This window comes from Microbispora corallina (assembly GCF_016863035.1).
Lineage (GTDB): Bacteria > Actinomycetota > Actinomycetes > Streptosporangiales > Streptosporangiaceae > Microbispora > Microbispora corallina.
Window position 1 is genome coordinate 487,948 of the sequence record NZ_BOOC01000003.1, and the last position, 24,400, is coordinate 512,347.

Annotated in this window: 25 protein-coding genes and 1 pseudogene; 17 read left to right on the forward strand and 9 right to left on the reverse strand. The window is 70.4% G+C overall.

Annotation, left to right across the window (positions count from 1 at the left end):
• The first annotated feature begins 294 nt into the window (after window positions 1-294).
• Window positions 295-1,332 (forward strand): uroporphyrinogen decarboxylase, encoded by a 1,038-nt coding sequence (gene hemE / locus Mco01_RS06285; protein ID WP_204055904.1) that lies wholly within the window; start codon window positions 295-297, stop codon window positions 1,330-1,332.
• Between the two features lie 60 nt (window positions 1,333-1,392).
• On the opposite strand, the gene Mco01_RS06290 is transcribed toward hemE, so the two are convergent.
• Entirely contained in the window at window positions 1,393-2,469 is a 1,077-nt protein-coding gene (locus tag Mco01_RS06290; RefSeq protein WP_204055905.1) for a DUF4349 domain-containing protein, read from the reverse strand.
• A 204-nt stretch (window positions 2,470-2,673) separates the two neighbouring features.
• On the opposite strand from Mco01_RS06290, the gene hemG reads away from it, so the two are divergent.
• The 3 genes from hemG (at window position 2,674) to Mco01_RS06305 (ending at window position 5,608) form a co-directional block, all read left to right on the forward strand.
• Window positions 2,674-4,095 carry a protoporphyrinogen oxidase gene (gene hemG, locus Mco01_RS06295; RefSeq protein WP_204055906.1) on the forward strand — a complete coding sequence of 474 codons (1,422 nt, stop codon included), beginning with the start codon at window positions 2,674-2,676 and terminating at the stop codon, window positions 4,093-4,095.
• 104 nt (window positions 4,096-4,199) lie between these two features.
• Window positions 4,200-4,901, forward strand: a complete 702-nt coding sequence (hemQ, locus tag Mco01_RS06300; protein WP_204055907.1) for a hydrogen peroxide-dependent heme synthase — start codon at window positions 4,200-4,202, stop codon at window positions 4,899-4,901.
• A gap of 194 nt (window positions 4,902-5,095) precedes the next feature.
• The gene (locus tag Mco01_RS06305) at window positions 5,096-5,608 is read left to right on the forward strand and encodes a hypothetical protein (protein WP_157099772.1); all 513 of its coding nucleotides are present in this window, start codon (window positions 5,096-5,098) and stop codon (window positions 5,606-5,608) included.
• 10 nt (window positions 5,609-5,618) lie between these two features.
• On the opposite strand, the gene msrB is transcribed toward Mco01_RS06305, so the two are convergent.
• The gene (gene msrB / locus Mco01_RS06310; protein WP_204055908.1) at window positions 5,619-6,020 is read right to left on the reverse strand and encodes a peptide-methionine (R)-S-oxide reductase MsrB; all 402 of its coding nucleotides are present in this window, start codon (window positions 6,018-6,020) and stop codon (window positions 5,619-5,621) included.
• A 411-nt stretch (window positions 6,021-6,431) separates the two neighbouring features.
• On the opposite strand from msrB, the gene ligD reads away from it, so the two are divergent.
• From ligD to Mco01_RS06325, 3 genes are all read left to right on the forward strand, one after another.
• Window positions 6,432-7,448 carry a non-homologous end-joining DNA ligase gene (gene ligD / locus Mco01_RS06315; RefSeq protein ID WP_204055909.1) on the forward strand — a complete coding sequence of 339 codons (1,017 nt, stop codon included), beginning with the start codon at window positions 6,432-6,434 and terminating at the stop codon, window positions 7,446-7,448.
• A 274-nt stretch (window positions 7,449-7,722) separates the two neighbouring features.
• Window positions 7,723-8,184, forward strand: a complete 462-nt coding sequence (locus tag Mco01_RS06320) for a peptidoglycan recognition protein family protein (protein WP_239103379.1) — start codon at window positions 7,723-7,725, stop codon at window positions 8,182-8,184.
• A 51-nt stretch (window positions 8,185-8,235) separates the two neighbouring features.
• Window positions 8,236-8,436, forward strand: coding sequence for a hypothetical protein (locus Mco01_RS06325; RefSeq protein WP_204055910.1), 201 nt, complete (start codon window positions 8,236-8,238; stop codon window positions 8,434-8,436).
• Between the two features lie 1,449 nt (window positions 8,437-9,885).
• On the opposite strand, the gene Mco01_RS06330 is transcribed toward Mco01_RS06325, so the two are convergent.
• Window positions 9,886-10,350, reverse strand: coding sequence for a type II toxin-antitoxin system HicB family antitoxin (locus Mco01_RS06330; RefSeq protein WP_204055911.1), 465 nt, complete (start codon window positions 10,348-10,350; stop codon window positions 9,886-9,888).
• A 1,021-nt stretch (window positions 10,351-11,371) separates the two neighbouring features.
• Here Mco01_RS06330 and Mco01_RS06335 point away from each other — a divergent pair.
• From Mco01_RS06335 to Mco01_RS06355, 5 genes and pseudogenes are all read left to right on the forward strand, one after another.
• Window positions 11,372-11,612 (forward strand): annotated as a pseudogene (locus Mco01_RS06335) (family 1 glycosylhydrolase); the annotation flags it as partial.
• Between the two features lie 360 nt (window positions 11,613-11,972).
• On the forward strand, window positions 11,973-12,260 hold the full coding sequence (locus Mco01_RS06340) for a hypothetical protein (protein ID WP_204055912.1): 288 nt from the start codon (window positions 11,973-11,975) through the stop codon (window positions 12,258-12,260).
• Between the two features lie 535 nt (window positions 12,261-12,795).
• Complete coding sequence (locus Mco01_RS06345; RefSeq protein ID WP_204055913.1) at window positions 12,796-13,200, forward strand: RICIN domain-containing protein; 405 nt, start codon at window positions 12,796-12,798, stop codon at window positions 13,198-13,200.
• A gap of 59 nt (window positions 13,201-13,259) precedes the next feature.
• The gene (locus Mco01_RS06350; RefSeq protein ID WP_204055914.1) at window positions 13,260-13,547 is read left to right on the forward strand and encodes a hypothetical protein; all 288 of its coding nucleotides are present in this window, start codon (window positions 13,260-13,262) and stop codon (window positions 13,545-13,547) included.
• Window positions 13,548-13,700: 153 nt separating this feature from the next.
• Window positions 13,701-13,877 (forward strand): hypothetical protein, encoded by a 177-nt coding sequence (locus tag Mco01_RS06355; protein ID WP_204055915.1) that lies wholly within the window; start codon window positions 13,701-13,703, stop codon window positions 13,875-13,877.
• A gap of 532 nt (window positions 13,878-14,409) precedes the next feature.
• Here the strand turns inward: Mco01_RS06355 and Mco01_RS06360 are convergent.
• Together Mco01_RS06360 and Mco01_RS06365 are read right to left on the reverse strand one after the other, a co-directional pair.
• Entirely contained in the window at window positions 14,410-15,012 is a 603-nt protein-coding gene (locus Mco01_RS06360) for a helix-turn-helix domain-containing protein (RefSeq protein ID WP_204055916.1), read from the reverse strand.
• A 33-nt stretch (window positions 15,013-15,045) separates the two neighbouring features.
• Window positions 15,046-15,207: a hypothetical protein gene (locus Mco01_RS06365; RefSeq protein ID WP_204055917.1), complete on the reverse strand. Its 162-nt coding sequence runs from the start codon at window positions 15,205-15,207 to the stop codon at window positions 15,046-15,048.
• A 559-nt stretch (window positions 15,208-15,766) separates the two neighbouring features.
• Between Mco01_RS06365 and Mco01_RS06370 the strand changes: the two genes are divergently transcribed.
• The 5 genes from Mco01_RS06370 to Mco01_RS06390 all read left to right on the forward strand — a co-directional run bounded on the left by Mco01_RS06370 (window position 15,767) and on the right by Mco01_RS06390 (window position 20,234).
• Window positions 15,767-17,170 (forward strand): sensor histidine kinase, encoded by a 1,404-nt coding sequence (locus Mco01_RS06370; protein WP_204055918.1) that lies wholly within the window; start codon window positions 15,767-15,769, stop codon window positions 17,168-17,170.
• Between the two features lie 140 nt (window positions 17,171-17,310).
• Complete coding sequence (locus Mco01_RS06375; RefSeq protein WP_204055919.1) at window positions 17,311-17,859, forward strand: DUF8189 domain-containing protein; 549 nt, start codon at window positions 17,311-17,313, stop codon at window positions 17,857-17,859.
• A 268-nt stretch (window positions 17,860-18,127) separates the two neighbouring features.
• The gene (locus Mco01_RS06380) at window positions 18,128-18,355 is read left to right on the forward strand and encodes a hypothetical protein (RefSeq protein ID WP_204055920.1); all 228 of its coding nucleotides are present in this window, start codon (window positions 18,128-18,130) and stop codon (window positions 18,353-18,355) included.
• Window positions 18,356-18,400: 45 nt separating this feature from the next.
• A complete protein-coding gene (locus Mco01_RS06385; protein WP_204055921.1) occupies window positions 18,401-19,138 on the forward strand; it encodes a pyrimidine reductase family protein in 738 nt (245 codons plus the stop codon).
• Window positions 19,122-20,234 carry an ATP-dependent DNA ligase gene (locus Mco01_RS06390; RefSeq protein ID WP_051458786.1) on the forward strand — a complete coding sequence of 371 codons (1,113 nt, stop codon included), beginning with the start codon at window positions 19,122-19,124 and terminating at the stop codon, window positions 20,232-20,234. The genes Mco01_RS06385 and Mco01_RS06390 overlap by 17 nt, the downstream gene beginning before the upstream one ends.
• 13 nt (window positions 20,235-20,247) lie before the next feature.
• On the opposite strand, the gene Mco01_RS06395 is transcribed toward Mco01_RS06390, so the two are convergent.
• From Mco01_RS06395 to glgX, 4 genes are read right to left on the reverse strand one after another with little or no spacing between them, the layout of a single operon-like run.
• Complete coding sequence (locus tag Mco01_RS06395; protein WP_204055922.1) at window positions 20,248-20,556, reverse strand: AzlD domain-containing protein; 309 nt, start codon at window positions 20,554-20,556, stop codon at window positions 20,248-20,250.
• The gene (locus Mco01_RS06400; RefSeq protein WP_239103380.1) at window positions 20,553-21,356 is read right to left on the reverse strand and encodes an AzlC family ABC transporter permease; all 804 of its coding nucleotides are present in this window, start codon (window positions 21,354-21,356) and stop codon (window positions 20,553-20,555) included. Before Mco01_RS06400 ends, Mco01_RS06395 begins: the two co-directional genes overlap by 4 nt.
• Before the next feature lie 10 nt (window positions 21,357-21,366).
• On the reverse strand, window positions 21,367-22,221 hold the full coding sequence (locus Mco01_RS06405) for a helix-turn-helix domain-containing protein (protein WP_204055923.1): 855 nt from the start codon (window positions 22,219-22,221) through the stop codon (window positions 21,367-21,369).
• The gene (gene glgX, locus Mco01_RS06410; RefSeq protein ID WP_204055924.1) at window positions 22,218-24,332 is read right to left on the reverse strand and encodes a glycogen debranching protein GlgX; all 2,115 of its coding nucleotides are present in this window, start codon (window positions 24,330-24,332) and stop codon (window positions 22,218-22,220) included. Before glgX ends, Mco01_RS06405 begins: the two co-directional genes overlap by 4 nt.
• Window positions 24,333-24,400: the final 68 nt, after the last annotated feature.

Genomic DNA, 24,400 nt, shown 5'->3' on the forward strand with positions numbered 1-24,400 from the left:
GAAGTCATCGCTCCGGGGCCTCTCGTCGGATCCACGGTCGTGTCGGTAGCTCGGGACTGATCCGACGTTGGCACGTCCCGCCGACATTTCCCCGCAACGCGCTCGGCGTGTCTCGAAAGTGGCATTGGAATCGATGCCGGGACGCCGATTGGCGAACACATTGCCGAGCTGTGAGAACACTCACGCGAAGGGGAGGGATTCACCATACCGACACGAGGGCCGTGCCCGCTCGATTCAGGGACTCCAGGTCGGCGCGTGGTGCCGGGGGGTGTCCCGGCATGGCACGCTGGGAGGGTGAATCCCCAGCTGGCCGACTCCGTCTTCGTCCGCGCCTGCCGGCGCGAGCCCGTCCCGCACACCCCGGTCTGGTACATGCGCCAGGCGGGCCGTTCGCTCCCCGAGTACCGGCGGGCCCGCGAGGGCGTCGAGATGCTCACCGCCTGCGCGACGCCGGACCTGGTCGTCGAGATCACCATGCAGCCCGTCCGCCGGTACGGCGTCGACGCGGCCATCTTCTTCAGCGACATCGTCGTCCCGCTCAAGGCGATCGGCGTCGACCTCGACATCAAGCCGGGCGTCGGCCCCGTCGTCGCCACCCCGATCCGCGACCGCGCGGGGGCCGCGGTCCTGCGGCCGCTGGAGCCCGGCGACGTGCCGTACGTCACGGAGTCCGTGGAGGCACTGCTCAAGGAGCTCGGGGGGACGCCGCTGATCGGGTTCGCCGGTGGGCCCTTCACGCTGGCGTCGTACCTGATCGAGGGCGGGCCGTCGAAGAACCACGACCGCACCAAGGCCATGATGTACGGCGATCCGGAGCTGTGGCACGAGCTCATGGACCGCCTCGGCGCGATCACGCTGGCGTTCCTGCGGGTGCAGGCGGAAGCCGGCGCCTCGGCGGTCCAGCTGTTCGACTCCTGGGTCGGGGCCGTCGCGCCGCAGGACTACCGGACGTACGTCCTGCCCCACACCGCCAAGATCTTCGCCGGACTCGCCGACCTCGGTGTGCCGCGGATCCACTTCGGCGTCGGCACGGGCGAGCTCCTCGGCGTCATGGGCGAGGCCGGCGCCGACGTGGTCGGCGTCGACTGGCGGGTGCCCCTCGACGAGGCCGCCCTGCGGGTGGGCGCGGGGAAGGCCCTGCAGGGCAACCTCGACCCCGCCGTGCTGCTCGCCCCCTGGGAGGTCGTCGAGGAGCGCGCCCGCGAGGTGCTGGAGCGCGGCCGGGTGGCCGAGGGGCACGTGTTCAACCTCGGCCACGGCGTGCTCCCCTCGACCGACCCCGACCAGCTCGCCCGGCTCACCGACCTCGTCCACGAGGCGTCCGCGCGCTGACCCACCCGGGCCGCGCGGCGGGCAGGGCTCCTGCGGGGAGCCCGGCCCTGACCGGCGGGGTCACGCGGCCGGCGGGGGCTCCTCCGGGGAGTCCGGCCCGCCCCGGCCCGCCGGGGCGCCGACCGGCACCGGCGGGGGCGGCGGGCCCTGCCAGCCCGCCGGATGACCGGGCGGGGGCGGCGGGCCCTGCCGGCCCCCGGGATGACCGGGCGGCTGCGGAGGCGCGAACGGGGACGTGCGGCGGAGCCGGCGCCACAGGACCAGCGTGACGACCCAGACCACGGCGATCAGCACGAGCCAGGGGAGCAGCGCGCCGAACACGGTCAGGGCGATCTGGGTCGACGTCGTCAGGGCCCGCCAGCCGGACCGCAGGCCGGCCAGGAAGCCCGACGGCGGCTCCGACGGCCTGGCGCTCGGCTTGGGCTCCGCGAGCAGCGTGAGCGTCAGCGTGGCCATCCCCGTCTGCGCCGCCAGCGCCTTCTGCCTGGCCTGCAGCGACTCCAGGTCGGCCTCCCGGCTGGAGATCTCCCGCTCGATCTCCATGATCTCGCCGATCTTGGTGGCCTTCGACAGCAGCGTGCGGAACTGGTCGAGGGTGGCCTGCGCCGACTTCACCCGGCTGTCGACGTCCGCCACCTCCTGGGTGACGTCCTGGGCGCCCTGGTGGACCGACACCCGCTTGCCCAGGTCCCGGCCCAGCTGGGCGAGCACGTCGGAGTAGCGCTCCGGCGGGATCTTGAACGTGATCACCGCCTGGTCGCCGCCGTCGAACGCGCTGCTCCGCTCCTCGGAGACGTAGCCGCCGGCGCCGGTGACGATCGCCTTGGCCCGGTCGGACGCCGCCGCGACGTCCTTCGCCCTGATCGACATCTCGGCCGTGTAGACGACCGACCGCTGCGCCGGGGCGATCGTGACCTGGGCGTCCGCCTGCCGTCCGCCCGCGTCCGCGGCGGAGGCGGCGGACGCGGCGGCCTCGGGCTTTTCCGGGGCCGCGGCCCCGGCGGCCGTGCCTCCGGAGGAGCCGGCGGAGTCCGCCTGCTCGTACGGGCCTCCACAGCCGGCTGTCAGGAGGGCGAGGGCGGCCAGCGCCGCCACGCCGTACCGGAATCGAGTCATGTACTTAACACGGGTCGCCACGCCTCCAGAGTTCGCCCCCGCGATCACGATGCCGTCACGGTGCCGTCACGAGCGGCGACGTCCCGCCGGCGGAGGCGCTTGGCGCGCCGCGGTTCGGTCGGCACGGACGCCGCACGGCCGGCCCGGGGCGTCCGCGCGGCGGCCGGCGCCGGCACGGCCCGCCGGTGCGGCGACCGCGGAGACCGGCCGGTAACTTCTCTGGGTATGGACGGGATCTCTGGTCGTCATGTCGTCGTGGTGGGCGCGGGCATCGCGGGACTGGCCGCGGCCCTGCATCTCCGGCGCGGGGGGACGGGCCCGCGGGTGACCGTACTCGACGGCGCCTCCCGCATCGGCGGCAAGCTGCACATCACCGAGGTCGCGGGCGTGCCGGTCGACGAGGGCGCGGAGTCGATGCTGGCCCGGCGGCCGGAGGGCAAGGAGCTGGCGCGGCTGGTGGGCCTCGGCGACGAGCTCGCCGACCCGGGCACCACCCAGGCCTCCGTCCTGTCGCGCGGGTCGCTGCACCCGATGCCGGCCGGCCAGGTGATGGGCGTCCCGTCCGACCTGCTCGCGCTCGCCAGGTCGGGCGTGATCTCCCCGGCCGGCGTCGCCCGGGCCGCCCTCGACCAGGTGCTGCCCGCGTCGCCGATCACGACGGACGTCTCCGTGGCGGCGTACGTCCGGGCGCGGCTGGGCGGCGAGATCGTCGACCGGCTGATCGAGCCGCTGCTCGGCGGGGTCTACGCCGGCCGGTCCGACCAGCTGTCGCTGGAGGCGACCATGCCCCGGGTCGCCGCCGCCGCCCGGACGGAGCGGTCGCTGCTGGGGGCCGCCCGGGCCATCGTGGCGGACGCGCCCGCGGACGCCGGGCCGGTCTTCACCACCGTCAGGAGCGGCCTCGGCGCGCTGCCGCCCGCCGTGGCGAAGGCGTCCGGCGCCGACGTCCGCACGGGCGTCACCGTGCGCGACCTGGTCCGCACCCTGGAGGGCTGGCGGCTGGTCACCGGCCCCACTCGGGACGAGGAGGTCGTCGACGCGGACGCCGTCGTCCTCGCCGTGCCCGCCCGCCCCGCCTCCCGGCTGCTGAGCCGCGAAGTTCCGAAGGCGGCCGCGGAGCTGGCGCGGATCGAGTACGCGAGTGTGGCGATCGTCACGCTCGCCTATCCGAGGACGGCCTTCCCCGAGGCGCCGTCCGGCAGCGGCTACCTGGTCCCGCCGGTCGAGGGCCGCCCGGTGAAGGCCGCGACGTTCAGCACGGTGAAGTGGCCCCACCTGGCGGAGGCGGACCGCAACCTCGTCGTCGTACGGTGCTCCATCGGCCGCCTGGGGGAGGAGCAGGTGCTCCAGCGGGACGACGCCGAGCTCGTGGCTCTCGCGATGAACGAGATGACCGAGGTCATGGGGGTGCGCGGGCTGCCGCTCGACACCCGGGTCACCCGGTGGGGCGGCTCGCTCCCGCAGTACGACGTCGGCCACCTCGACCGCGTCGCGCGGGTCCGCGCGGAGATCGCCCGCCACCCCGGCCTGGCCGTCTGCGGGGCCGCCTACGACGGCCTCGGCATCCCGGCCTGCGTCGCCACCGGCCGTACGGCGGCCCTGCGCGTCCTGGAGCACCTCGAGGGGCTCGCGGCGGCCTCCGCCTGACCAGCTCGGCGGCCCCTGACGGGCGTGGCCTCCTGGAGCGTTCTGGAGGCCCCCGCGGCCAGGCCGGGCGGCGGACCGGCCGCCCGTACGGGCACAATGGAGCCATGACCGAGCGCACCCCGAGGCCCAAGGCACGCGACCTGAACCAGGTGATCCGCTACACGATGTGGTCGGTGTTCCGGCTGCGCGACCAGCTGCCGCAGGGACGCGAGGGCGTCGCCGCCGAGGTCGAGGAACTGCTCGCCCAGTCGGCCGGCAAGGACGTGGTGACCCGGGGCTGCTACGACGTCGCCGGGTTCCGCGCCGACGCCGACTTCATGTTCTGGTGGCACGCCCCCTCCGCGGAGGACCTGCAGGAGGTCTACACCCGGTTCCGCCGTACGGCCCTGGGCCGCGCCGCCGAGCCCGTGTGGTCGGCCATGGCCCTGCACCGGCCGGCCGAGTTCAACAAGTCGCACATCCCGGCCTTCCTGGCCGAGGAGGAGCCGAGGGGCTTCGTGTGCGTCTACCCGTTCGTCCGGTCGCTGGAGTGGTACCTGCTGGAGGACTCCGAGCGCCGCACCATGCTCGCCGAGCACGGGAAGATGGCCCGCGACTACCCCGACGTGCGGGCAAACACGGTCGCCTGCTTCGCGCTCAACGACTACGAGTGGATGCTCGCCTTCGAGGCCGACGAACTGCACCGCATCGTCGACCTGATGCGTCACCTGCGGGGCGCGGAGGCGAGGCGGCACACCCGCGTCGAGATCCCCTTCTACACCGGCACCCGCAAGCCGGTGGCGGAGCTCGTGGCGGCCCTGCCGTAACCGCTGGGAATCCGGACATCTCGGCGAACCGTGCGCGAAATGTCGGAAACGGCTTTGATGGCCGCCGTTCTTTGCCATACTGTGACCACGCATCAAGGTCTTTGTGAGGCAGAGTGTCGAGCCGACTGGCACGTTCCAGGGGGCGCCGCCGCAGGAGGCGGGCCCGTCCACGCGTCGTCGAGGTGTCCCTGGGGGTGGCCGCCTTCACGGTCGGAGCCCTCGCGGTGGCGGGTCCGCTGACCCACCGGGACGCCGGGCCGTCCCGTCTGGTCGCGGCTCCCAAGCCGAGCCCGGCGGGGGAGCTGACCGTCGCGAGCGTGGAGACGGGCGCCAAGGCCGACTCCGCCGACGCCGGGAAGGCCGTCAAGAACGAGAAGAAGGCGTCGGGCCCGTCCAGGTACACCGACGCGACGGCCGCCGCCTACTTCAGGGGCAGGTGGAACGACCACGCGTCCAAGCGGGTCAAGGACATCCGCACCACCGGCCGCTACCTGCGGATCTACACGAACCTGCCGGAGGACGCCGGCAACTCCAAGGACGCCATCACGCTGTGCAAGCGGGGGCTGGAGTACCTGTCCGAGCGCGGGGAGGCCAACCCCGTGGTGTTCGTCCAGGCCAAGTTCGGCGAGAACGGCAACCCGGTGCTCGCCAACGTCCTCGGCCCGGACGACTCCGACTGCCGGGTCACCCACCCCAAGCCCAGGTGACCCGGCCGCGTCACTCGGCGGGCCGCAGCGTCAGGCAGACCGAGTTGATGCAGTAGCGGTCGTCGGTCGGGGTGGGGTAGCCCTCGCCGTGGAAGACGTGCCCGAGGTGGGAATCGCAGCGCGCGCAGCGGACCTCCACCCGCCGCATGCCGAGCGAGTCGTCCTCGAGCAGCGTCACCGCGTCCGACTCGCTGGGCTCGAAGAACGACGGCCACCCGCAGTGGGAGTCGAACTTCGCCTCCGACCGGAACAGCTCGGCGCCGCAGGCGCGGCAGGAGTACACGCCCACCGTCTTGGTGTCGACGTACTCGCCGCTGAAGGGCCGCTCGGTCCCCGCCAGCCGCAGGACGCGGAACTCCTCCGGCGACAGCTGGACCCGCCACTCGGCGTCGCTCTTGATGACCTTGTCCATGTCCACCAGCCTAAGCACGGGGCCCCTCTCGGGGATTACGTAACGGGAACCGCCGGACCGCGTGGGATCTTCCCGGGGGACTTCTTCCCCGGCGAGGCATCCTTTCGCCGGTCTTCCTGCGTCTTCTCAGGTGAGGAGGCAGATCGTCCTTCCGTGAGGGAGGGGTCGGCCCGTCCCGCCGTCGGCGCGGCGATGCACCCGACCCGTGCTGGACGCCCGCCCGGCGGCTGGGGGCGCCGCGCGAGCGCGGCCTCGTCGTGGTCCGTTCCGTCGCGGGGCGGCGCGCCAGCGCCGCCGCCAGCCCGCGACCACGAGACGGCGCCGGACATCGGGCGCCCTCGTGGGAGCTCCCGGTCCGGCCGCCGTTGGCAGCCCGGGACGGGCCACGACTTCACGGGTAGGGTCCTCATCATGGCTTCGCCCTACATCGAACTCGAGGTCGGCGACCGGGTCGTCAAGGTCACCAACCCGGACAAGATCTACTTCCCGGCCATCGGGGCCACCAAGCGCGACCTGGTGGAGTACTACGTGAGCGTCGGCGAGGGGGCGCTGCGCGCGCTGCGGGACCGGCCGACGTACCTCAAGCGGCACCCCGACGGGGTGGAGTCCGAGGCCATCTACCAGAAGCGCATGCCCAAGCACCCCGAGTGGATCGAGACCGTCACCGTGCGGTTCCCCAGCGGGCGGTCCGCGGACGCGTTCTGCCCGACCGAGGTGGCCGGGCTCGCCTGGTGCGCCAACCTGGGGACGATCGACTTCCACCCCTGGCACGCCCGCCGCCCCGACCTGGAGCACCCGGACGAGCTGCGGATCGACGTCGACCCGCAGCCGGGCACCTCGTTCGAGGAGGCCCGCAAGGTGGCGTTCACGGCCCGGGAGGTCCTCGACGAGCTCGGCATGACCGGCTTCCCGAAGACCTCCGGCAACAGGGGGATCCACATCACCGTGCGGATCGAGCCCCGGTGGACGTTCACCGAGGTCCGGTACTCCGCGATCGCGTTCGCCCGGGAGGTCGAACGGCGGGCCCCCGGCCTCGCGACCACCGCCTGGTGGAAGGAGGAGCGCGGGGAGAAGGTCTTCATCGACTTCAACCAGAACGCCAGGGACCGCACGGTCGCCGGGGCCTACTCGGTGCGGGCCCGGCCGGACGCCCTGGTCTCCGCGCCCGTGACCTGGGAGGAGCTGGCCGACTGCGATCCCCGCGACTTCGACCTCCGCACCATGCCCGCGCGCTTCGCGAAGCTGGGCGACGTGCAGCGGGCCATCGACGACCGGTCGTACGCGATCGACACGCTGCTGGAGTGGTTCCAGGCCGACGAGCGGGGCGACATGCCGTACCCGCCGAACTATCCGAAGATGCCCGGCGAGCCGATGCGCGTGCAGCCCAGCAGGGCGAGGCCCTCTAGCACGGGAAATGATGTCGGATGACCTGTCGTACCTTCTAGCACAGCGCTCACTCGCCCGATAACCCAGACCGGTTGTTTCCCGGCGCTTGGGTTACTTAGCCGCGTCTTTCGTGCTGACCAAAGGCGCGATCTCCGCGTGGCTGGCCGAACTCAAGGAGTCGCAGGCGCCCGGAACCGTACTCACTCGCTACCGCATGGCTCGACATCGGCTACCCGCATCGGAAGGTGTTCGTCGGCCGCGGCCGCACCACCTCCCCGCAGCGAACGGACCCTGTCTCAACTCCGGCCACTACGCCGTGCTCGGCCTCGTCGGCAACGCGGGCCTGGTGGAGCCGAACGACGCCATGCTGCTCGGGATCCTCGACCCGATCGCCTGGCTGCGCCGTGAGGGCGCCGCCGGGCACGAGATCAAGGGCCACCGTGACGGCTACTCGACCGACTGCCCCGGCCCGAAGCTGTACGCCTGGGTCAAGGCCGGCGCCCCTCGCCCCGGCGGTGATCCTGACCCGCCCCCGGAGCCGCCGGCGCCGCCGTGGCCCGGCCGGCTCCCGCAGTACCCGCCGCTCACCGTCGGCGACGACGTGCAGACCTGGCAGCAGCAGATGCGCCGCCGCGGCTGGGACATCGAGGCCGACCGGATGTACGGCCCGGACTCCCGCGACGTCGCGATGCGGTTCCAGGCCGAGAAGGGCCTCGACGTCGACGGCGTCGTCGGTGAGCACACCTGGCGGGTCGCGTGGGAGGCCCCGATCACCTGAGACGTGGCCGCCGGTTGGATCGGCGGCCCTGCCCTCCAACGGAGGTAGCACATGAAGATCGGTTCCTGCGCGAAGGCCATCGTGTCCGCGGCGTCCGCGGGCCTCGCGGCGTTCGTCACCGCGATGGGCGACAACGTCGTCTCGCAGGGCGAGTGGGTCACGATCGGCCTGGCCGTGCTCGGGGCGCTCGGCATCGCATACGTCGTGCCCAACGCCGCTCAGTCCGACCCGTCATCGCGCACGCGCCCGTAGCCGCTGGGCGCTCCCCGCCGTACCGTGAGAGCGCCCAGGGACACGCACGCCCCCGTCCTCCCCCGGGAGGGCGGGGGCGTCGCTGTGCCCGGGGCCAGTTGGGCCTGTCGGGCTTTAGGAGAGCAAATTCCGCCCAAACTCGCTGATGGGGAGCCCGCACGCTGAAATCCGAATTTTCCCTCTTGCGCCCAATGCCAGCGTGTCGCATGCTTGATCCACACGCGTTCCGCAGAGCAATGGGGGAAGAATGAATAAACTATTCAAGACCCTGGTCCGAGGTGCAAGTGTCGCGGCATTGGTAGCGGGCGTAAGCACGGTCGCTGCCTTACCGGCGAGCGCGGACAGCACGAGCTGCACCGTAACCACCAGCTACTGCAGCACGGCCATCATCCCCTCGTGGGTTGGGCGGAACTACATCAAATGGAATCTCGATTCCAGCGTCTCAGGAATAGGCTGTAGCTGGGAGGTATGGGACTATCAGACCGGCGTTCTCGTCGGGTCGGGGAGAATAGGCGCATTCCGGCACGGTAGCGGGCAGATTAACGGGCTCTACGGTCTTTACTGGATGCAACTGTACAATTGCGGGCCTTCAGCATTCGGCTGGATCAGCAACCAGTAACGAGCCGGCCGACAATTCCTGCCTGACCTGATTCTCCGGACTTCGAACAGGTGATGGGCGTTCCCTGGAGGCTCACCGTCGACGCGATCGCGGATCACGCTCCGGGCGGCCGCGCGGTTGCGCCGCTAGCCTGGCCGCTGGCTTCGATCGCCCCGATCGAGCGCGCCCGTGGCGCATGAGCTCCGGCCTAAGGGGCAGCGCATGGCCCCGGTCCTCTTCAGAGGGCCGGGGCCGCTCTTCGCTTTGCGGCATCGGGTTGTTCAGGAGGGGCCTGAGCACTGTCAGCAAGCACGCCCCGCCTCCGAGTGGACCGCCCGGGGCGAGGATCCGGGCAATCTGGCATGGCGGTGACCCGCTCCCTTCTGCGCCCCGCTCCCCTGCAAACTAGAGGGGCGCTTCATCGTGTTCCATCAGGTGTTCGATACCGGCCGATGCTCGCCCCCGCCCCCCGGCAGCCCATACCGGGTCGACACCTACACCCCGGTCCAGTCGCCGCGGCCGGTCGAGGTCCTCATGGACGACGACACCTGGGCGGCGGCGATGCTGTACTCCTGGTCCCCGGGTCGGCGATACCTGGCACACGATGATCTCTGGCGGTCGGCCGACCTGCTGCGTACGTACCACACCGCAGTCATCTACTCCCGGGCCGCGCTCCGGACTGTCTCGGACAAATGGTGGGAGGCGCAACAGCAACCGGCGGCAGACGCGACCGGAACGCAAAGGCCTCCCCGGCGGCGTGAGCAGCCGGGGGCCGACACCAGCCCCCTTGTGTGAGGTAACCAGCCCGAGAGGTGCGGTGTGTCCACTCCGCACGGTAGAACGCTTGCAGTTCATGCAGTGGTGCGCGGAGCCAACTGAGAGATCCGCTGGTGCGACAGGCGGAGCGCACCGCCGGCGTCGCGGGTGGTCCACCCCTTATCGGTCAGGATGCGCGCGGCTTGGCGGACCGCGTCCCGCTCGGCCTGCTCGGCATAGGCGCGTGCGACGCGCGCTTCGGTCACGGCGGCCAGGGCGGCCGCGGCTTCCTCGTCATTGGGGGCGAGGTGGATGTTTACCGTGTGGGGCTCAGCCTGAAGCAGGTCGATGACGCAGGTGAGTGCGTTCTGTTCGGCGTCGGTCCAGGTGGCGCCTTGGGCCTGGACGGCGCGTCCCTCGGGGAGGTCGTTGACGGTGACGGTCCACTGCCTTCCGGTGCGGGTGGCGGTGGCGTGGTAGGTGGTGGACTCGACCTCGAGGTCGTCAAGGTTCTCGACGATGTCGGGTTGGTCGAGGATCGCTTCGAAGGGAGTTCGCATAGCTCGCAACCTAGGCCCGTCGTTCGATGTCGTCTAAGACATTAGCCAATTTTTGGCTAGCATCACTAGCAACCTGCTGGAGCCGGCCAGCCGGCCCCACGCGTCTCGACCACCACGTCGTACTGCGCCTCGGTCCGGGAGCTCAATCCCACCGCCGTACACCATTGGGGAGAGGGCTACAGATCAGGAAGGGTGCCACGGTCGTGGCACCCCTCCGTCGCACCCTGTGGCACCCACGCGTGGCACCCGCAGGGGCATGGGACCCCAGGTGGCAGGCCCGAGCAGGATCGATAAGCGGGGTGCGCGCATCCATGTGCACCCGTACGCGCGACCATGTATGCGGCGTCGCCCGCGGCGGCCCCTCCGCCTCAGTAAAGGAAGTAGGAGCCACCGCTGTCCTCTTGGTACCCCGATCCCGTGGTACTTTCAGGGAGTTCAGACGAAACTACGCTTTGCCCGGTTTCGGTTATGTCGACTCCTCCTTGAGGGGGAGGTGCTTCCGGATTTACCGTTAAGGGTTGATCCGAGACCGACGTGTAGGAATCATCGTCATCCTGCGGGACGAAAGTTCCTATATACGCGACATGAGACTGCGTGGCCATGACGTTACCCTGCGCGAACGCGGGCGACGTTGCGAGCAGCGGAGCCGCTATCGCGGCGGTCGCCAGGCCGCAGGCGGCGATTGCCTTTCTCAGCACTTCAGCTCACCTTCTTTGCCCGTCCGATCCTAGGACTTATACGTCATTATCTCTCGGCAAACAACCTATTCAACCACCATGTAGTAATATCGCCGCAAATCCGATTGCATGGTGATTGAAATCTTCCCGCCGCCACTTCGGGTCAACAGCCACAACACTGTCGGCGCACGCGCTGATCGGGCGTTCTCCGCCCGCCGAAATCGCCGATCAATCAGCCGCCGTCGCCATCATCTCGGCACCGAGGGAGCCAGAGAGATATTCATCTCGCGGTCGCCGACGTGTGGTGGAAGGCACAGCAGAGCGAATCAGCCGCCGGGCCGGGGGTGCTTCGCGACCTCTGGGGCACGGCCACGGCGTCATACCAGATCGAGGGGGCCGTGACGGAGGACGGCCGGGGCCCGTCCATCTGGGACACCTTCTCCCACGAGCCCGGACGGATCCGGGAAGGGCACACCGGCGACGTGGCCTGCGATCACTATCACCGCTGGCCCGAGGACGTCGCCCTGATGGCTCAACGCGTACCGGTTCTCGATCGCGTGGCCGAGGATCCTGCCCTCCGGGCGCAGCTCGCCGATCTTCCGGTTCATGCAGCAGGTCACGGCGCTGGCCAAGGCCCACCCGGAGCACACCGTCACTTGGACAGTCAGCCACCCCGCCACCGGCGAGGTCCTGCACGCCTACGACCTGTTGCCCGCCACGTCGACCTTGCAGACCTCGTGGAGGTCGTCACTCTCCAGCGGTAGCCGTACGAGATGGCGTCCCAGGATCTCGATCTCCTCGTGTACCCCAACAGCCCTGCGAGGCTGTGATCGCCCTGGCCTTTGAGGGGGGAGGCCAGGGCTTCTTGGGGTCAGAGGGCTATCACCGGGTGAACCGTCGGTGAGTCTCTTATGAGCCAACATCCCCCAGCTCTAGGGAGAGCACGTGCTCCGTCGTCTCCTCGTGTCGGGCGCGCTCGTCGCGTCCGCTCTCGTCGCCCCCGCCGTCGCCGCGACCCCGGCCGGCGCCGTCTCGCTCTCGGCCGCCCACTCGGCCAGCGCGGCGGCGAGCTGTTACACGCGGGTGGGCAACCACTGGAACTGCATCACCCCGGGCGCCTACTGCCCGGCGGCCGCGCATGGCAAGTACGGGTACGCCAAGGTCACCAAGCGGCGGTACAAGTGCAGCTACTACAGCAGCGACGGCCGCTGGCACTGGAAGCGCGCGTACTGATCTCGGAGCAGCACAGGACGCCCGCCCTCCCTCGCCCAGGGAAGGCGGGCGTCGCCGCATGCGCCTCGTCGAGGCACTACATCGGAATCAGCTGCATGGCGGCCTGGTCGACGTCGAGCTCGTTCTCACATGGCCCCGGTCCTCTACGGAGGGCCGGGGCCGGTTTTGGTGTTACGACTGTCCCCTCGCTGTCATGATCTTGTGGACTTGCTGAAGATCCATTACCTTCGAATCTGCGCTTCTACCTGCGCCTATACCACGCCTATACCAGCAAAGCCGATCCTCCATGTGAGCCAATGCCGGCTCAGTCCCCGCCCGCGTCGGCGAACGAACCGGGCGTTGTGGGACCGATACGGGAAGAAAGGCGATCATGAAGCGTCGTACAAGGAAGTTCGCTGCGGCTGCGGTTGCGAGCCTCGTCGCGTTGGCGGCTATGTTCGTGGGCCCTGCACCCGCGAACGCCGCGCCTAATCCTGCTAGCTGGACCGTCCCGTACATCAGCAATCTGGGTCCGAATGGGAGCATCGGTCCGTATGTGATCGACATCAAGGACGGTTCCCAGGCGAACGGGGCTCGGGCTCAGCTGTGGCTACGTAACGGCAACCTGCAGCAGGCCTGGGCGGTGTTGTGGGACGGCACGTACTACGGGTATGACTACTTCCATCTCATCAACAAGAATTCCTTTAAGTGCCTCGACATGGCGGCCGACGGGGCGATAGGAGACGGTACCCGCGTCCAGCAATGGGACTGCAACGGCGGTGCCAATCAGCACTGGATCGCAAAACCGGTCGTGAATGGGAACAAGTGGGTCACGCTAAGGAGTCTGCAGAACCCGAATCTCTGTCTTGACCTCTCGAACTTCAACTACTCCAACGGCGCGCTGCTGTGGGTCTGGACCTGCACCGATGACTGGAACCAGCGCTGGAACATCTACCCCTAACCATAACGAGTCGCTCGTTTCGCGGTCATTCCGCATGGCGGCGAGCACCGTCCGCAGACATGGACGACCCGCTGCCGGATATCGGCCCCCGCCTCCTGGGGGCTGGCGAGAGGCTGGCCGAGCGGATCGGTCGTGAGCAGGTCGCATCCATCGTCAAGCAGTTCGTCGAGGGCGTTACTTGGCAGACCTGGCTCAAGGAGAGCGGCGTCGAGCTGCTGGAGATGGCGCGGGGCCGGATCGACCTCGGGCACGAGCCGGACCCGGAGACAGCGGCGCTGATCGCGGACCTGCTGGGTGTCCTGATGGCCGTCTCCATGGAGGTGGGCTTCGGCCCGTCCCCTTCCTGACGGGCCGAGGTGGTGATCAGGCTCGCACGAGCACGGCTGCCGTACTGCGTGATCTACGCGCTGGAGCGCCAGGGATACGCATTGTGCACCGAATCCTTTGCGTGGGCGTCGAACGGTGGGACCGTGAGGCGACGACCCACGAGGAGGTAGAGGATGTTCCGCAGAATCGAAGATCTCGAAGGCGGCGACGGCGACCCGCGCAACTTCGACGAGTGGGCGTCGAACTTCAAGGGCTTAAGCAAGAACGTGCTGATCCCGATCGTGATCACCGTCGGGGTGATCCTGCTGCTCTGCGTCGTGTTCGGCGCGATCCTGTCCGGGCTGAGCTGACCCGGTTCCGGCAAGAGGCCGGTCCCGGCTGATCACAAGATCGCCTGTGTCGCGGCGAACAGCCACGGTGTACCCAAGCTCGGTGAGCCTGGTCGCAAGCGCCAGCCGTACGGCATCCTGCAGGGCGAAGTCTCCGACGCGCTCTTTGGCTACCGGCCCCGGCGGCTCGCACGCGAGCGCGGCGAATCCGTCGGAGGGCTGCCACCTGATCGACACGCCGTCGTCGATCTCCCGCACGTGCAGACCGTCCCACCCCCCTTCTGGGTCCGGTGAATCGCCGAGGAGGTGGAATCCTGCCCGTGTGAGGTCAGCCCGGACCTGTTCCATCAACGCGGGCACGCTATCGGGCATAAGGCTAGATCACCTACAGGGTCAAGGTAGGGATACAAACGGCACATTCGTGCGCACATGCTGCCCCAGGGGACGCACGTTATGCCTCTGACCTTAACTGTCTTTACTTCGATGCCGGAAAGGGATCACGGTCGACGCTACGACGCCAGGCCGCACGAGGGTGGCCCCGAGGTGAGCGCCGTCAGACCTCGGGGCCAGCTCCGGAAGGCGGCCCCTCCCCAGCTCTACGGGAGAGGGGCCGCGCCGCGATGGCCGCGGCGTCGTCGCGGCCGGTGTGCACGAGCACGGACCCGGCGAGCTGCCAGGCGTGCGACAGCGGCCCGGCGGCGGCGCCCGGGTCGACGGTCTGCAGGAGCCGGCACTCGTTGATGAGGTTCGGCAGGTCGGCGGCCAGGACCCCGAATTCGCCGTCGAAGTACGCGCCGTACGCCCGCTCGACCAGCCGCCACACGTCCTCGGAGGAAGCGGGTTCGCCGTCGTGGTCCGGGTGAAGGCCCGGCAACAGGTCAGGGCTGATGACGGCGTCCCGCACGGTGAGCACCGCGGCGCCGGGCACGGGGTCGAGCTGCGGCGACTTCCCGGCGATGACACCGGGGTCGACGTCGAGCGCGCGGGCCAGCTTGACCATGGACGCCCACGACATCGACTCGCGGACGTCCCGCTCGAGGAGCGAGACGAGGTCGACGCTGACGCCGGCCCGGTGGGCGAGCTCGGCCTGGCTGTAGCCGCGCTCGTTGCGGAGTGATCGGAGACGTTGTCCGACGGTCGTGCTAGCGTCTTTCACAGGCCCCGCCCTTTCGCAGGAAGCGTCGCAACTTCAGGCCCGCGCGGCGCGGGCGATCGCGCGGAGCTTGCAGTCGCGGAGGTAGGCCTGCAGCTCGTCGAACAGGACGAGGTTCGCGGGGTCGGAGGCGGCGTGGTCCTCCAGCCGGTTGAAGAACCGGGCGAGGTTCGCGGCGAGCTCGGCAGGCTCGGTCACGCGCTTGTCGCGCTGGCGGGGGGCCTGGGCGGGGGCGGTGGTCGCTGGGGCGCTGTTCGTGGTTTCGGGGTCAGGCTGAACCTGACCCGGGCGGAGGTCAGGCCGGACCTGACCCGGGCGGAGGTCAGGCCGGACCTGACCGGAGGCGTAGGGTGCGGGGGCGGACATCGGGGGGTCCTCTCGGAGGCGGCGTGATACTCACCAGATAGCGATTGCCGCTGCGAGGTGACCTGCCTTTTCCTGGGGCGGCACAGCGCTCATACCGTAGGCATCCCGAAGATGCCCGGCGAGCCGATGCGCGTGCAGCCCAGCAGGGCGAGGCCCTCTAGCGGGGGAAATGATGTCGGAGAAGGTGTAGCTCCTCCGTGAGCGCGATCGATGTCGTGATCTTCCCGCCAATTCCGGCTTTCCGTAACGAGTGACGGGCGTCGGCGAGGAGGCCGCGGACGGTCCGGTCAGTATGCGGGCTTTCAGTGCCAGCGGCGGTTGATGTCCCCATTAGGACCCGATCCACGTCGTTTCGCGGGTCATGTGGTCCACTGTGTTCAGGGGCCATGAGATGGGCGCGAGGCAGTTGTCGATCAAGCGGCGAAGCACTCTGTTCGCCGCTGGGGTGGCCACATTGCTGTCGACGTTGCTGGCTGCGCTGCTCATGATCGCCGTCCAGCGTCTTGCCACGCGATGGCTCACCGAGGAACTCGTGGTCGCGGGTGGCCGTGTGGCGATGCAGGTGGAGCGGGGCCAGATCGTGGGGTACCCCCTGGCGTTGCACCCGTCTCGCAATGTGCAAGTGGTCGACGCACGGAGCCGTGTCGTCGCCTCGACCCCCCAAATGAAGGGGCAGCCGGCCATGGCGCGGTTTACCCCCCACGATCAGCGTGTCGCCACCTCGATCGTCTGTAACGGTGTCTTCAACGGCCAGTGCAACATCGTGGCGGCGCAGTGGGCCCATCACGGCCAGGACACCTTCGTCGTCTACAGTGCCTCTCCGGTGATCCCTCCATGGGTCGATCCGCAACTCGCCGCGGTAGTGGGCGGGGGCGCGGTCCTGCTCACCGCGGGCATCACCTTGCTCGGCCGACGGCTCACCGCCGTCTCGCTCCGACCGGTGATCGCCATCAGAGCAGAACTGGATGAGATCAACGCGACCAGTCCCGGCCGAAGGGTGCCGGTGCCGCGCACCGATGACGAGATTCAGGATCTGGCCGACAGCGTGAATCGCACGCTGAGCCAACTGGAGGCGGCGCTGCAACGCGAGCGCCAGATGGTGTCCGACGTCTCTCACGATCTGCGCACTCCGATCACCGCCATGCGCACTCAGGTAGAGGTCGCACTGGCCGCTCCCAGGGAGACCAGCGTGACCGCGTTGGGATCGACCCTCCTGGGCAGCCTGGACCGGATCTGGGACATTCTGAACGACCTGCTGACGCTGGCGGCGTTGGATGCAGGAGCGGAACTTTCTCAGAAACGCCTCGATCTAGCCCAATTCACCGAGCGAGAATGCCGGATTCGGCATGCGGCGAAGACGATCGAGTGCATGCTCGAACCGGGAGTCATGGTGATCGGGGACCAGTCCCGGCTGTGTCGGCTCCTCACCAACCTCGTCGACAATGCTTTCCGGCACGCGGAATCGGTTGTCACGATCAGCGTGCGGCGTGAGTCGAGCGGCGACTCCTTCGATCAACGGTTCCGGCATGGTGTCGCCGTGCTCGAGGTGCTCGACGACGGCGCCGGTATTGATCCGACCCAGCGTGAGAAAGTGTTCCACCGCTTCACCAGGCTCGACGCTGCCCGCGCCCGGGACCTCGCCGGCAGCGGACTGGGCCTGGCAATCGCCCGGCAGATCGCCGAGATGCACGGGGGAAGCCTGGGGATCGAGGACAGCCCGCGAGGTGCCCGGTTCGTCCTGCGACTCCCGCTTGCCGAGACCGCTTCAACGCCTGCGACGGACGCACACCAATAGGTCGGGCTCTCGCTGCTGGCGCAACCACTCGTGACAGCGGTTCTACCTGCGCATATGGCTGGCCTATACCTGCCCTATACCGACGTCCGCGATGCTCTGCCCGAGCCGTTCCCGGCTCCATGCCAACGAATGGAGTGGAGATGCTTCGCAGACGTGTGGCGGTCGCGGTCACCGCTGTCCTGCTCTGTTGCCTGGTGCAGGCGACACCGGCAACTGCGGACAATTACTGTAGCGGTTCCTGGTGCACCACGTCCGGGCAGGACCTGACCCTGGACAACATATTCTGGGCGGGCGGGCCGGAGATCTTCCGTGTCGGCACGGCGACCACGTACTCCACCAACCCCGGCGCACTCTGGCACCGGTGGGAGAACACCGACGGATCCTGGTCCCCGTGGCAGAGCCTCGGCGGAGAGATCCACGACGGCTGGTGCGGCAACCGGAACAAGGACGGCCGGTTGGAGATCTTCGTCAAGGCCCGCGGCGGGGATGTCAACCACATATGGCAGTTGAAGCCGGCCGGCTCCTGGAGTGGCTGGGCCAGCCTGGGTGGCCTCATCGCTTCCGGCAATGGGGTCTGGTGTTCCACGAGCGGCAACGGGGAGCTGGGAATCGCCGTCTACGGTCCCGACAACATGTGGCACTACAAGTGGCAGACAAGCCCCGGGGGCGGCTGGACGGGTTGGCAGTAGTCCCGCCTTGTCGAGCCAGGAAAGTGGGACCCCGCTCTGCGGGGCCCCACGCTCCTAGGGCAGCACAGCGCTCATGCCGTAGGCATCCCGAAGATGTCCGGCGAGCCGATGCGGGTCCAGCCGTCGAGGGCGCGGCCGTCGTCGGACTGAAGCCGCGTATAAGGATCTTCCACCCGAGTGGGGTGAATGATCTCCCGGAAGGCCGCGTCGCGGGGGAGAAACCACTCCCCGCGTTGCGGCCGTGATCATTACCGGATGCAATTGTCCCGTGAGGGCAGTATCCGACTCCGTCCCGCCTCACGGCTGGCGGATCCTGCGCAGCGACGCCGGACGCCTGTGGGCGACCCGCGAGCGCCCCTTCGGGCACGCCGCCGAGACCGCCGGCGCCGCGCGAACCGTCGACGGCGACGACCTGGCGGAGCTGCGGGCCGTCATCGAGGAGCAGGAGCGCATCGCCAGGTCCGCCGCGGACGAGTGGAGCCGCCGCCGGGCCTGACAGGCCTGCGACGGTCTGTCGGGGGCGTGTGCCAATGTAGAGAGCGTGCGCCGCATACACCCCGACGTCGAGGACGAGCCCGATCTCGCCGCCGCCTACGCCTATCCCCGGGACGCCTGGCTCCGGCTCAACATGGTGGCGAGCACCGACGGCGCCGCCTGGCTGAAGGGCCGCTCCGAGGGCCTGTCGAGCCAGGGGGACAAGCGGATCTTCGGGCTGTTGCGCGGCCTCTCCGACGTGGTGATGGCCGGCGCCGCGACCGTCCGCACCGAGGGGTACGGCCCGGCCCGGCCGCGCGAGTCGTGGCGGGCCCTGCGGGAGGGCCGGCCGCCCGCCCCGCCGATCGCCGTCGTCACCCGGCGGCTCGACCTCGACCTCGGCGGCCCCCTGTTCACCGAGACCGAGCCGTACGCCCGGACGATCGTCGTCACCACGGAGTCGGCGCCCAAGGACCGCCGCGACGAGGCGGGCAGGAGGGCGGAGGTGATCGTGGCGGGCGACGACCGCGTCGACCTGGCACTGGCGGTCCGTGAGCTTCGCGAGCGCGGGCTCGGCAGGATCCTGTGCGAGGGCGGCCCCCGGGTCAACGCCCAGCTCGCCGCCGCCGGGCTGGTCGACGAGCTCGCCCTGACGGTCAGCCCGCTGCTCGTGGGCGGCGACGCCGCCCGCATCCTGAACGGCGTGGCCTCTCTCACTCCGATGGCGCTCGCCCAGGTCATCGAGGAGGATGGCTTCCTGTTCTGCCGTTACGTCAGGGAGACGCGCGATGACCACACCGCCTGAGACCGCCCCAGAGGAGGCGCTCGACCTCCCGGTCGTGCCGCCGGTCGCGCCCATGCTCGCCAAGGCGGTCAAGGCGATGCCCCGGCAGGACGGCTCGCTCTACTACGAGCCCAAGTGGGACGGCTTTCGCTGCATCGTGTTCCGCGACGGCGACGAGGTCTACCTGGGCAGCCGCAACGAGCGGCCGTTCACGCGCTACTTCCCCGAGCTGGTCGAGGCGGTCAAGGCCGAGCTGCCCCCGAAGTGCGTCGTGGACGGCGAGATCGTGCTGATCCGCGGCCAGTCGCTCGACTTCGACGCGCTGCAGCAGCGCATCCACCCCGCCGCGTCCCGGGTGCGGATGCTGGCCGAGACGACGCCGGCGTCGTTCGTGGCCTTCGACCTGCTGGCGATCGGCGACGAGGACCTGATGGAGGCGCCGTTCTCGGCCCGCCGCGCCCGGCTGGAGGAGGTCATGGCGGGGGCCGGGCGGTCGGTGCGGCTCACCCCGATCACGCGGGACGAGGGCCGGGCGGGCGAGTGGTTCGACATGTTCGAGGGCGCCGGCCTCGACGGGATCGTGGTCAAGCCGGGCGACCTGCCGTACACGCCGGACAAGCGGGTGATGTTCAAGGTCAAGCACGAGCGCACGGCCGACTGCGTGGTGGCCGGCTACCGCGAGCACAAGACCGGCCCGATCGTCGGATCGCTGCTGCTCGGCCTCTACTCGCCGGACGGCCGCCTCCACCACGTGGGCGTGGCCGCCTCGTTCCCGATGAAGCGGCGCGAGGAGCTGGTGGAGGAGCTCGCGCCCTACCGGCTGGAGAACCTGGGCGACCACCCCTGGGGCCACTGGGCCGAGGTGGCCGGGGGCGGCGCGCAGGGCCAGCGGCTGCCCGGCGCCGTGTCCCGGTGGAACGCCAAGAAGGACCTGTCGTTCATCCCCTTGCGGCCCGAGCTCGTGATCGAGGTCGCCTACGACCACATGGAGGGGGACCGGTTCCGCCACACCGCCCAGTTCCGCCGCTGGCGGCCCGACCGCGAGCCGTCCTCGTGCACGTACGAGCAGCTGGAACGGCCGGTCGTCTACGAGCTCGACGACATCCTGGCGAAGTAGGGCCGGGCGGCGGTCAGCCCGCCAGGGCGCGCACGGCGGCCGTCACGGCGACGGCCACCGCGATCACCACGAGGAAGGGCGCGCGCAGCAGCAGCGCCACGGCGGCCGCGGCGAGACCGGCGGCCCGGGCGTCGACGGTCAGCGAGCGCCCGTGGGCGAAGGCCTGCAGCGCGACGAGCGCCGCCAGGGCGGCGACGGGCACGAGCGCGGCCATCCGGCGCACCAGCGGCCGTTCCAGCGCGGCCGCCGGGACCGACAGGCCGAGCAGCTTGAACCCGTAGCACCCCGCCGCTGTCACGGCGATCGCGATCCAGACGCTCACGACGCCTCCTCTCCCGAATCCCGGGAATCTGGCGAATTCCGCGAATCTCGCGGATCTCCCGCATCCGGGCCGGCGCGGCGCTCACCGGCGCGGCGGGCGCGCAGGTGGGAGACGACCAGGACGGCGGGGGCCGCGAGCACGGCCACCAGCACCGGCGCCCCGGGCGGCAGGAGCGGCACGCAGACGAGCGCCGCCGGCACGGCGAGGGCGGCCGCGGCCCGCTCGCGCCCCCGGTCCGCGCCGCGGAGCATCGGGCCGAGCAGCGCCAGGAACGCGGCCGGCCCGGCGGCGTCGAGCCCCCACGCCGCCGGGTCGCCGAGGGCGGAGGCGCCCAGCGCGCCGAGGAGCGTCGAGAGGTTCCAGACGGCGAACAGGCTCACGCCCGTCACCGTGAACCCCAGCCGGGCGGCGTCCCGGCCCGGCTGCGCCAGTGCGACGGCGGTCGTCTCGTCGATCACCCAGTGCGCCGCCAGCGGACGGACGGCGCCCGGCAGGCGCAGGAGCCCGGCCAGCCGCAGGCCGTAGAGGGCGTTGCGCGCGCCCAGGAGCAGCGCGCCGGCGACGGCCGCGGCGGGGCTCCCGCCTCCGGCCAGCGCGCCGACCAGGGCGAACTGCGACGCCCCCGTGAACACCAGCAGCGACAGCGCGCACGTCTGCGCGAGGGCGAGGCCCGATCCCGCCGAGGTCACGCCGAACGCGAACCCGGACAGGCCGACCGCCACCCCCACTCCCAGGGCGTCGCGCACGACCGCCGCGCGGGGCCGTCCCGCACGGCCCGTCTCCACCGGTGCCGTCGTCACCCGGCCGAGGCTAGGCCCCCGCCGCGGGCCCGTCTTGTACGGAATTGCGCTCCCGCCTGTACGCCCCCGGGGTCACCCCGACGATCCGGGTGAAGTGCCGGTTCAGGTGCGGCTGGTCGGTGAAGCCCACGGCCGCGGCGGCGTCGGCGGGCGTCGTCCCCTCCGCCAGGAGCCGGCAGGCCCGGTGGACCCGGGCGTCGATCAGCCACGTGTGCGGCGGCATGCCGTACGCCTGCTTGAAGGCGCGGATCAGGGCGAAGGGGCCGGTGCCGAGGGCGGCTGCGAGTTCCTCCAGGGACGGCGGGTCCGCGAGGCGCGCCTCCAGGACGGCCCTGGCCCGCTCGGCCGTCCGGGCGCCGGCGCCGCGCACGGCCCTGGCGGGAAGCGGCGCTCCGTGGGCGCGCAGCAGGCGGGTGACGGCGAGCCGCATCAGCGTGTCGGCCGCGAGCGGGTTGCGGGCCTCGACCGCCGCCAGGACGCGCGTGATGAGGCGCACGGCCTGCGGGTCGTCGGCCACCGGGACGGCGAAGCCGGGCGTCCCCCGGACGCGGGTCGTCTCGGCGGCGATCGCGGCGACCAGATCCGGTGACGGGTACAGCACGCTGTAACGCCAGCCGCCGGGGACCCCGGCGTGACCGGTGTGGGGGGTGTCCGGGTTGACCAGCGCGACCTGTCCGGGCCCTGCGCGTTCGAGCGAGCCCCGGTGGAGGAACTCGTCGACCCCCTCCGCGACCCCGGCGATGACGAACGTGTCGTGGGTGTGCCGGGCGAACGTCTTGTGCACGTAGGTCGCCCGGAGCAGGTCCACGTCCGGCAGCCGCGGGTCCCGCCAGTGCCGGGCCCGTTCGCGCGGGGGCCCGCTCACCCGATGCGGCGCAGGATCTGCATCGAGCGGTCGGTCACCGTCACCTTCGCCCCGGCCGTCAGCGCGTCGTCGGCGTACGGATCGTCGCGGACCCGCTCGTCCGCGGTGTCGAGGACGGGTCGCCAGCCCGGGCCGTACTCGGGCCCGGGGAGGGCGAAGGTCAGGTTCTCGTGGTGGCCGTTGACCAGCAGCAGGAACGAGTCGTCCCTGATCCGCTCGCCGCGCGGGCCGGGCTCGCTGATCGCGTCGCCGTTGACGAACACCGCCAGCGACTTGGCGTACCCCGTGTGCCAGTCGCCGTCGGTCATCTCCGCCCCCGACGGGGTGAGCCACACGATGTCGCGGGTGCCGTCCTTCTCCCTGCCGTGGAAGAACCGGCGCCGGCGGAAGACCGGGTGCCGCCGCCGCAGGTCGCTCAGGCGGCGGACGAAGTCCAGTAAGTCCCGCTCCTGCCGCAGCAGCGACCAGTCGGTCCAGGAGATGTCGTTGTCCTGGCAGTACGCGTTGTTGTTGCCGTTCTGGGTGCGGCCGAACTCGTCGCCCGCCAGCAGCATCGGCACGCCCTGGGACACGAACAGCGTGGTCAGGAAGTTGCGCCGCTGACGTCTGCGCAGCCCCACGATCGCCGGGTCCTCCACCGGGCCCTCGGCGCCGCAGTTCCACGAGCGGTTGTCGTCCGTGCCGTCGCGGTTGCCCTCGCCGTTCGCCTCGTTGTGCTTGCGGTTGTACGACACGAGGTCGGTGAGGGTGAACCCGTCGTGGCAGGTCACGAAGTTGATCGAGGCGACCGGCCGGCGGCCGCTGGTGGCGTACAGGTCGCTCGACCCGGTCAGGCGCGAGGCGAACTCGGGCAGCGTCCTGCCGTCGCCGCGCCAGAAGTCGCGCACCGAGTCGCGGTACTTGCCGTTCCACTCGGTCCACAGGGGCGGGAAGTTGCCGACCTGGTAGCCGCCGGGGCCGACGTCCCAGGGCTCGGCGATGAGCTTGACCTGCGAGATCACCGGGTCCTGCTGGATCAGGTCGAAGAACGCGCTCAGCCGGTCCACGTCGTGGAGCTCACGGGCGAGGGCCGCGGCGAGGTCGAAGCGGAAGCCGTCCACGTGCATGTCCTGCACCCAGTAGCGCAGCGAATCCATGATCAGCTGGAGCGCGTGGGGCGAGCGGACGTTCAGCGAGTTGCCGCAGCCGGTGTAGTCGAGGTAGTAGCGCCGGTCCTCGTCGCGCAGCCGGTAGTAGGCGACGTTGTCGATGCCGCGGAAGCCCACGGTCGGGCCCATGTGGTCGCCCTCGGCCGTGTGGTTGTAGACGACGTCGAGGATGACCTCGATCCCCGCCTCGTGCAGCGCCCGGACCATCGCCTTGAACTCCTGGACCTGCTCGCCCCGCTGCCCGGCGCTGGAGTAGGCGTTGTGCGGGGCCAGGTAGGCGATCGTGTTGTAGCCCCAGTAGTTGGTGAGCCCGCGCGCGACCAGGAAGTGCTCCGGCACGAACTGGTGGACCGGCATCAGCTCGACCGCCGTCACCCCGATCGACTGCAGGTGCTCGACGACCGCCGGGTGGGCGAGCCCGGCGTACGTGCCGCGCTGCTCCTCCGGCACCTGCGGGTGGCGCATCGTGAGGCCGCGCACGTGCGCCTCGTAGATCACGGTCTCGTGGTACGGGATGCGGGGCGGGCGGTCGTTGCCCCATTCGAAGAAAGGGTTGACGACCACGTTCTTCGGCATGTAGTGGGCGGAGTCGTCGGTGTTCAGCCGCCCCGGGTCGGCGAATTGGTAGGAGAACAGCGACTCGTTCCACCGGACCGAGCCCTCGATGGCCTTGGCGTACGGGTCCAGCAGGAGCTTGCCGGGGTTGCAGCGGTGGCCGTGGTCGGGCTGGTACGGCCCGTGCACGCGCAGGCCGTACCGCTGGCCGGGCATGATCCCCGGCAGGTAGCCGTGCCAGACGAACCCGTCGACCTCGGGCAGGTCGACCCGGGTCTCCTCGCCCGCGTCGTCGAACAGGCACAGCTCGACCCGCTCGGCCACCTCCGAGAACACCGAGAAATTGGTGCCCACACCATCCCAGGTGGCGCCGAGTGGGTACGGCTCTCCAGGCCAAACTTCACGCATGTGACATCATTCTCCACCCCCCGGGCCATTCGCGCACCTGGGAGGATGCCGGGTCGTACCGGGCGAGC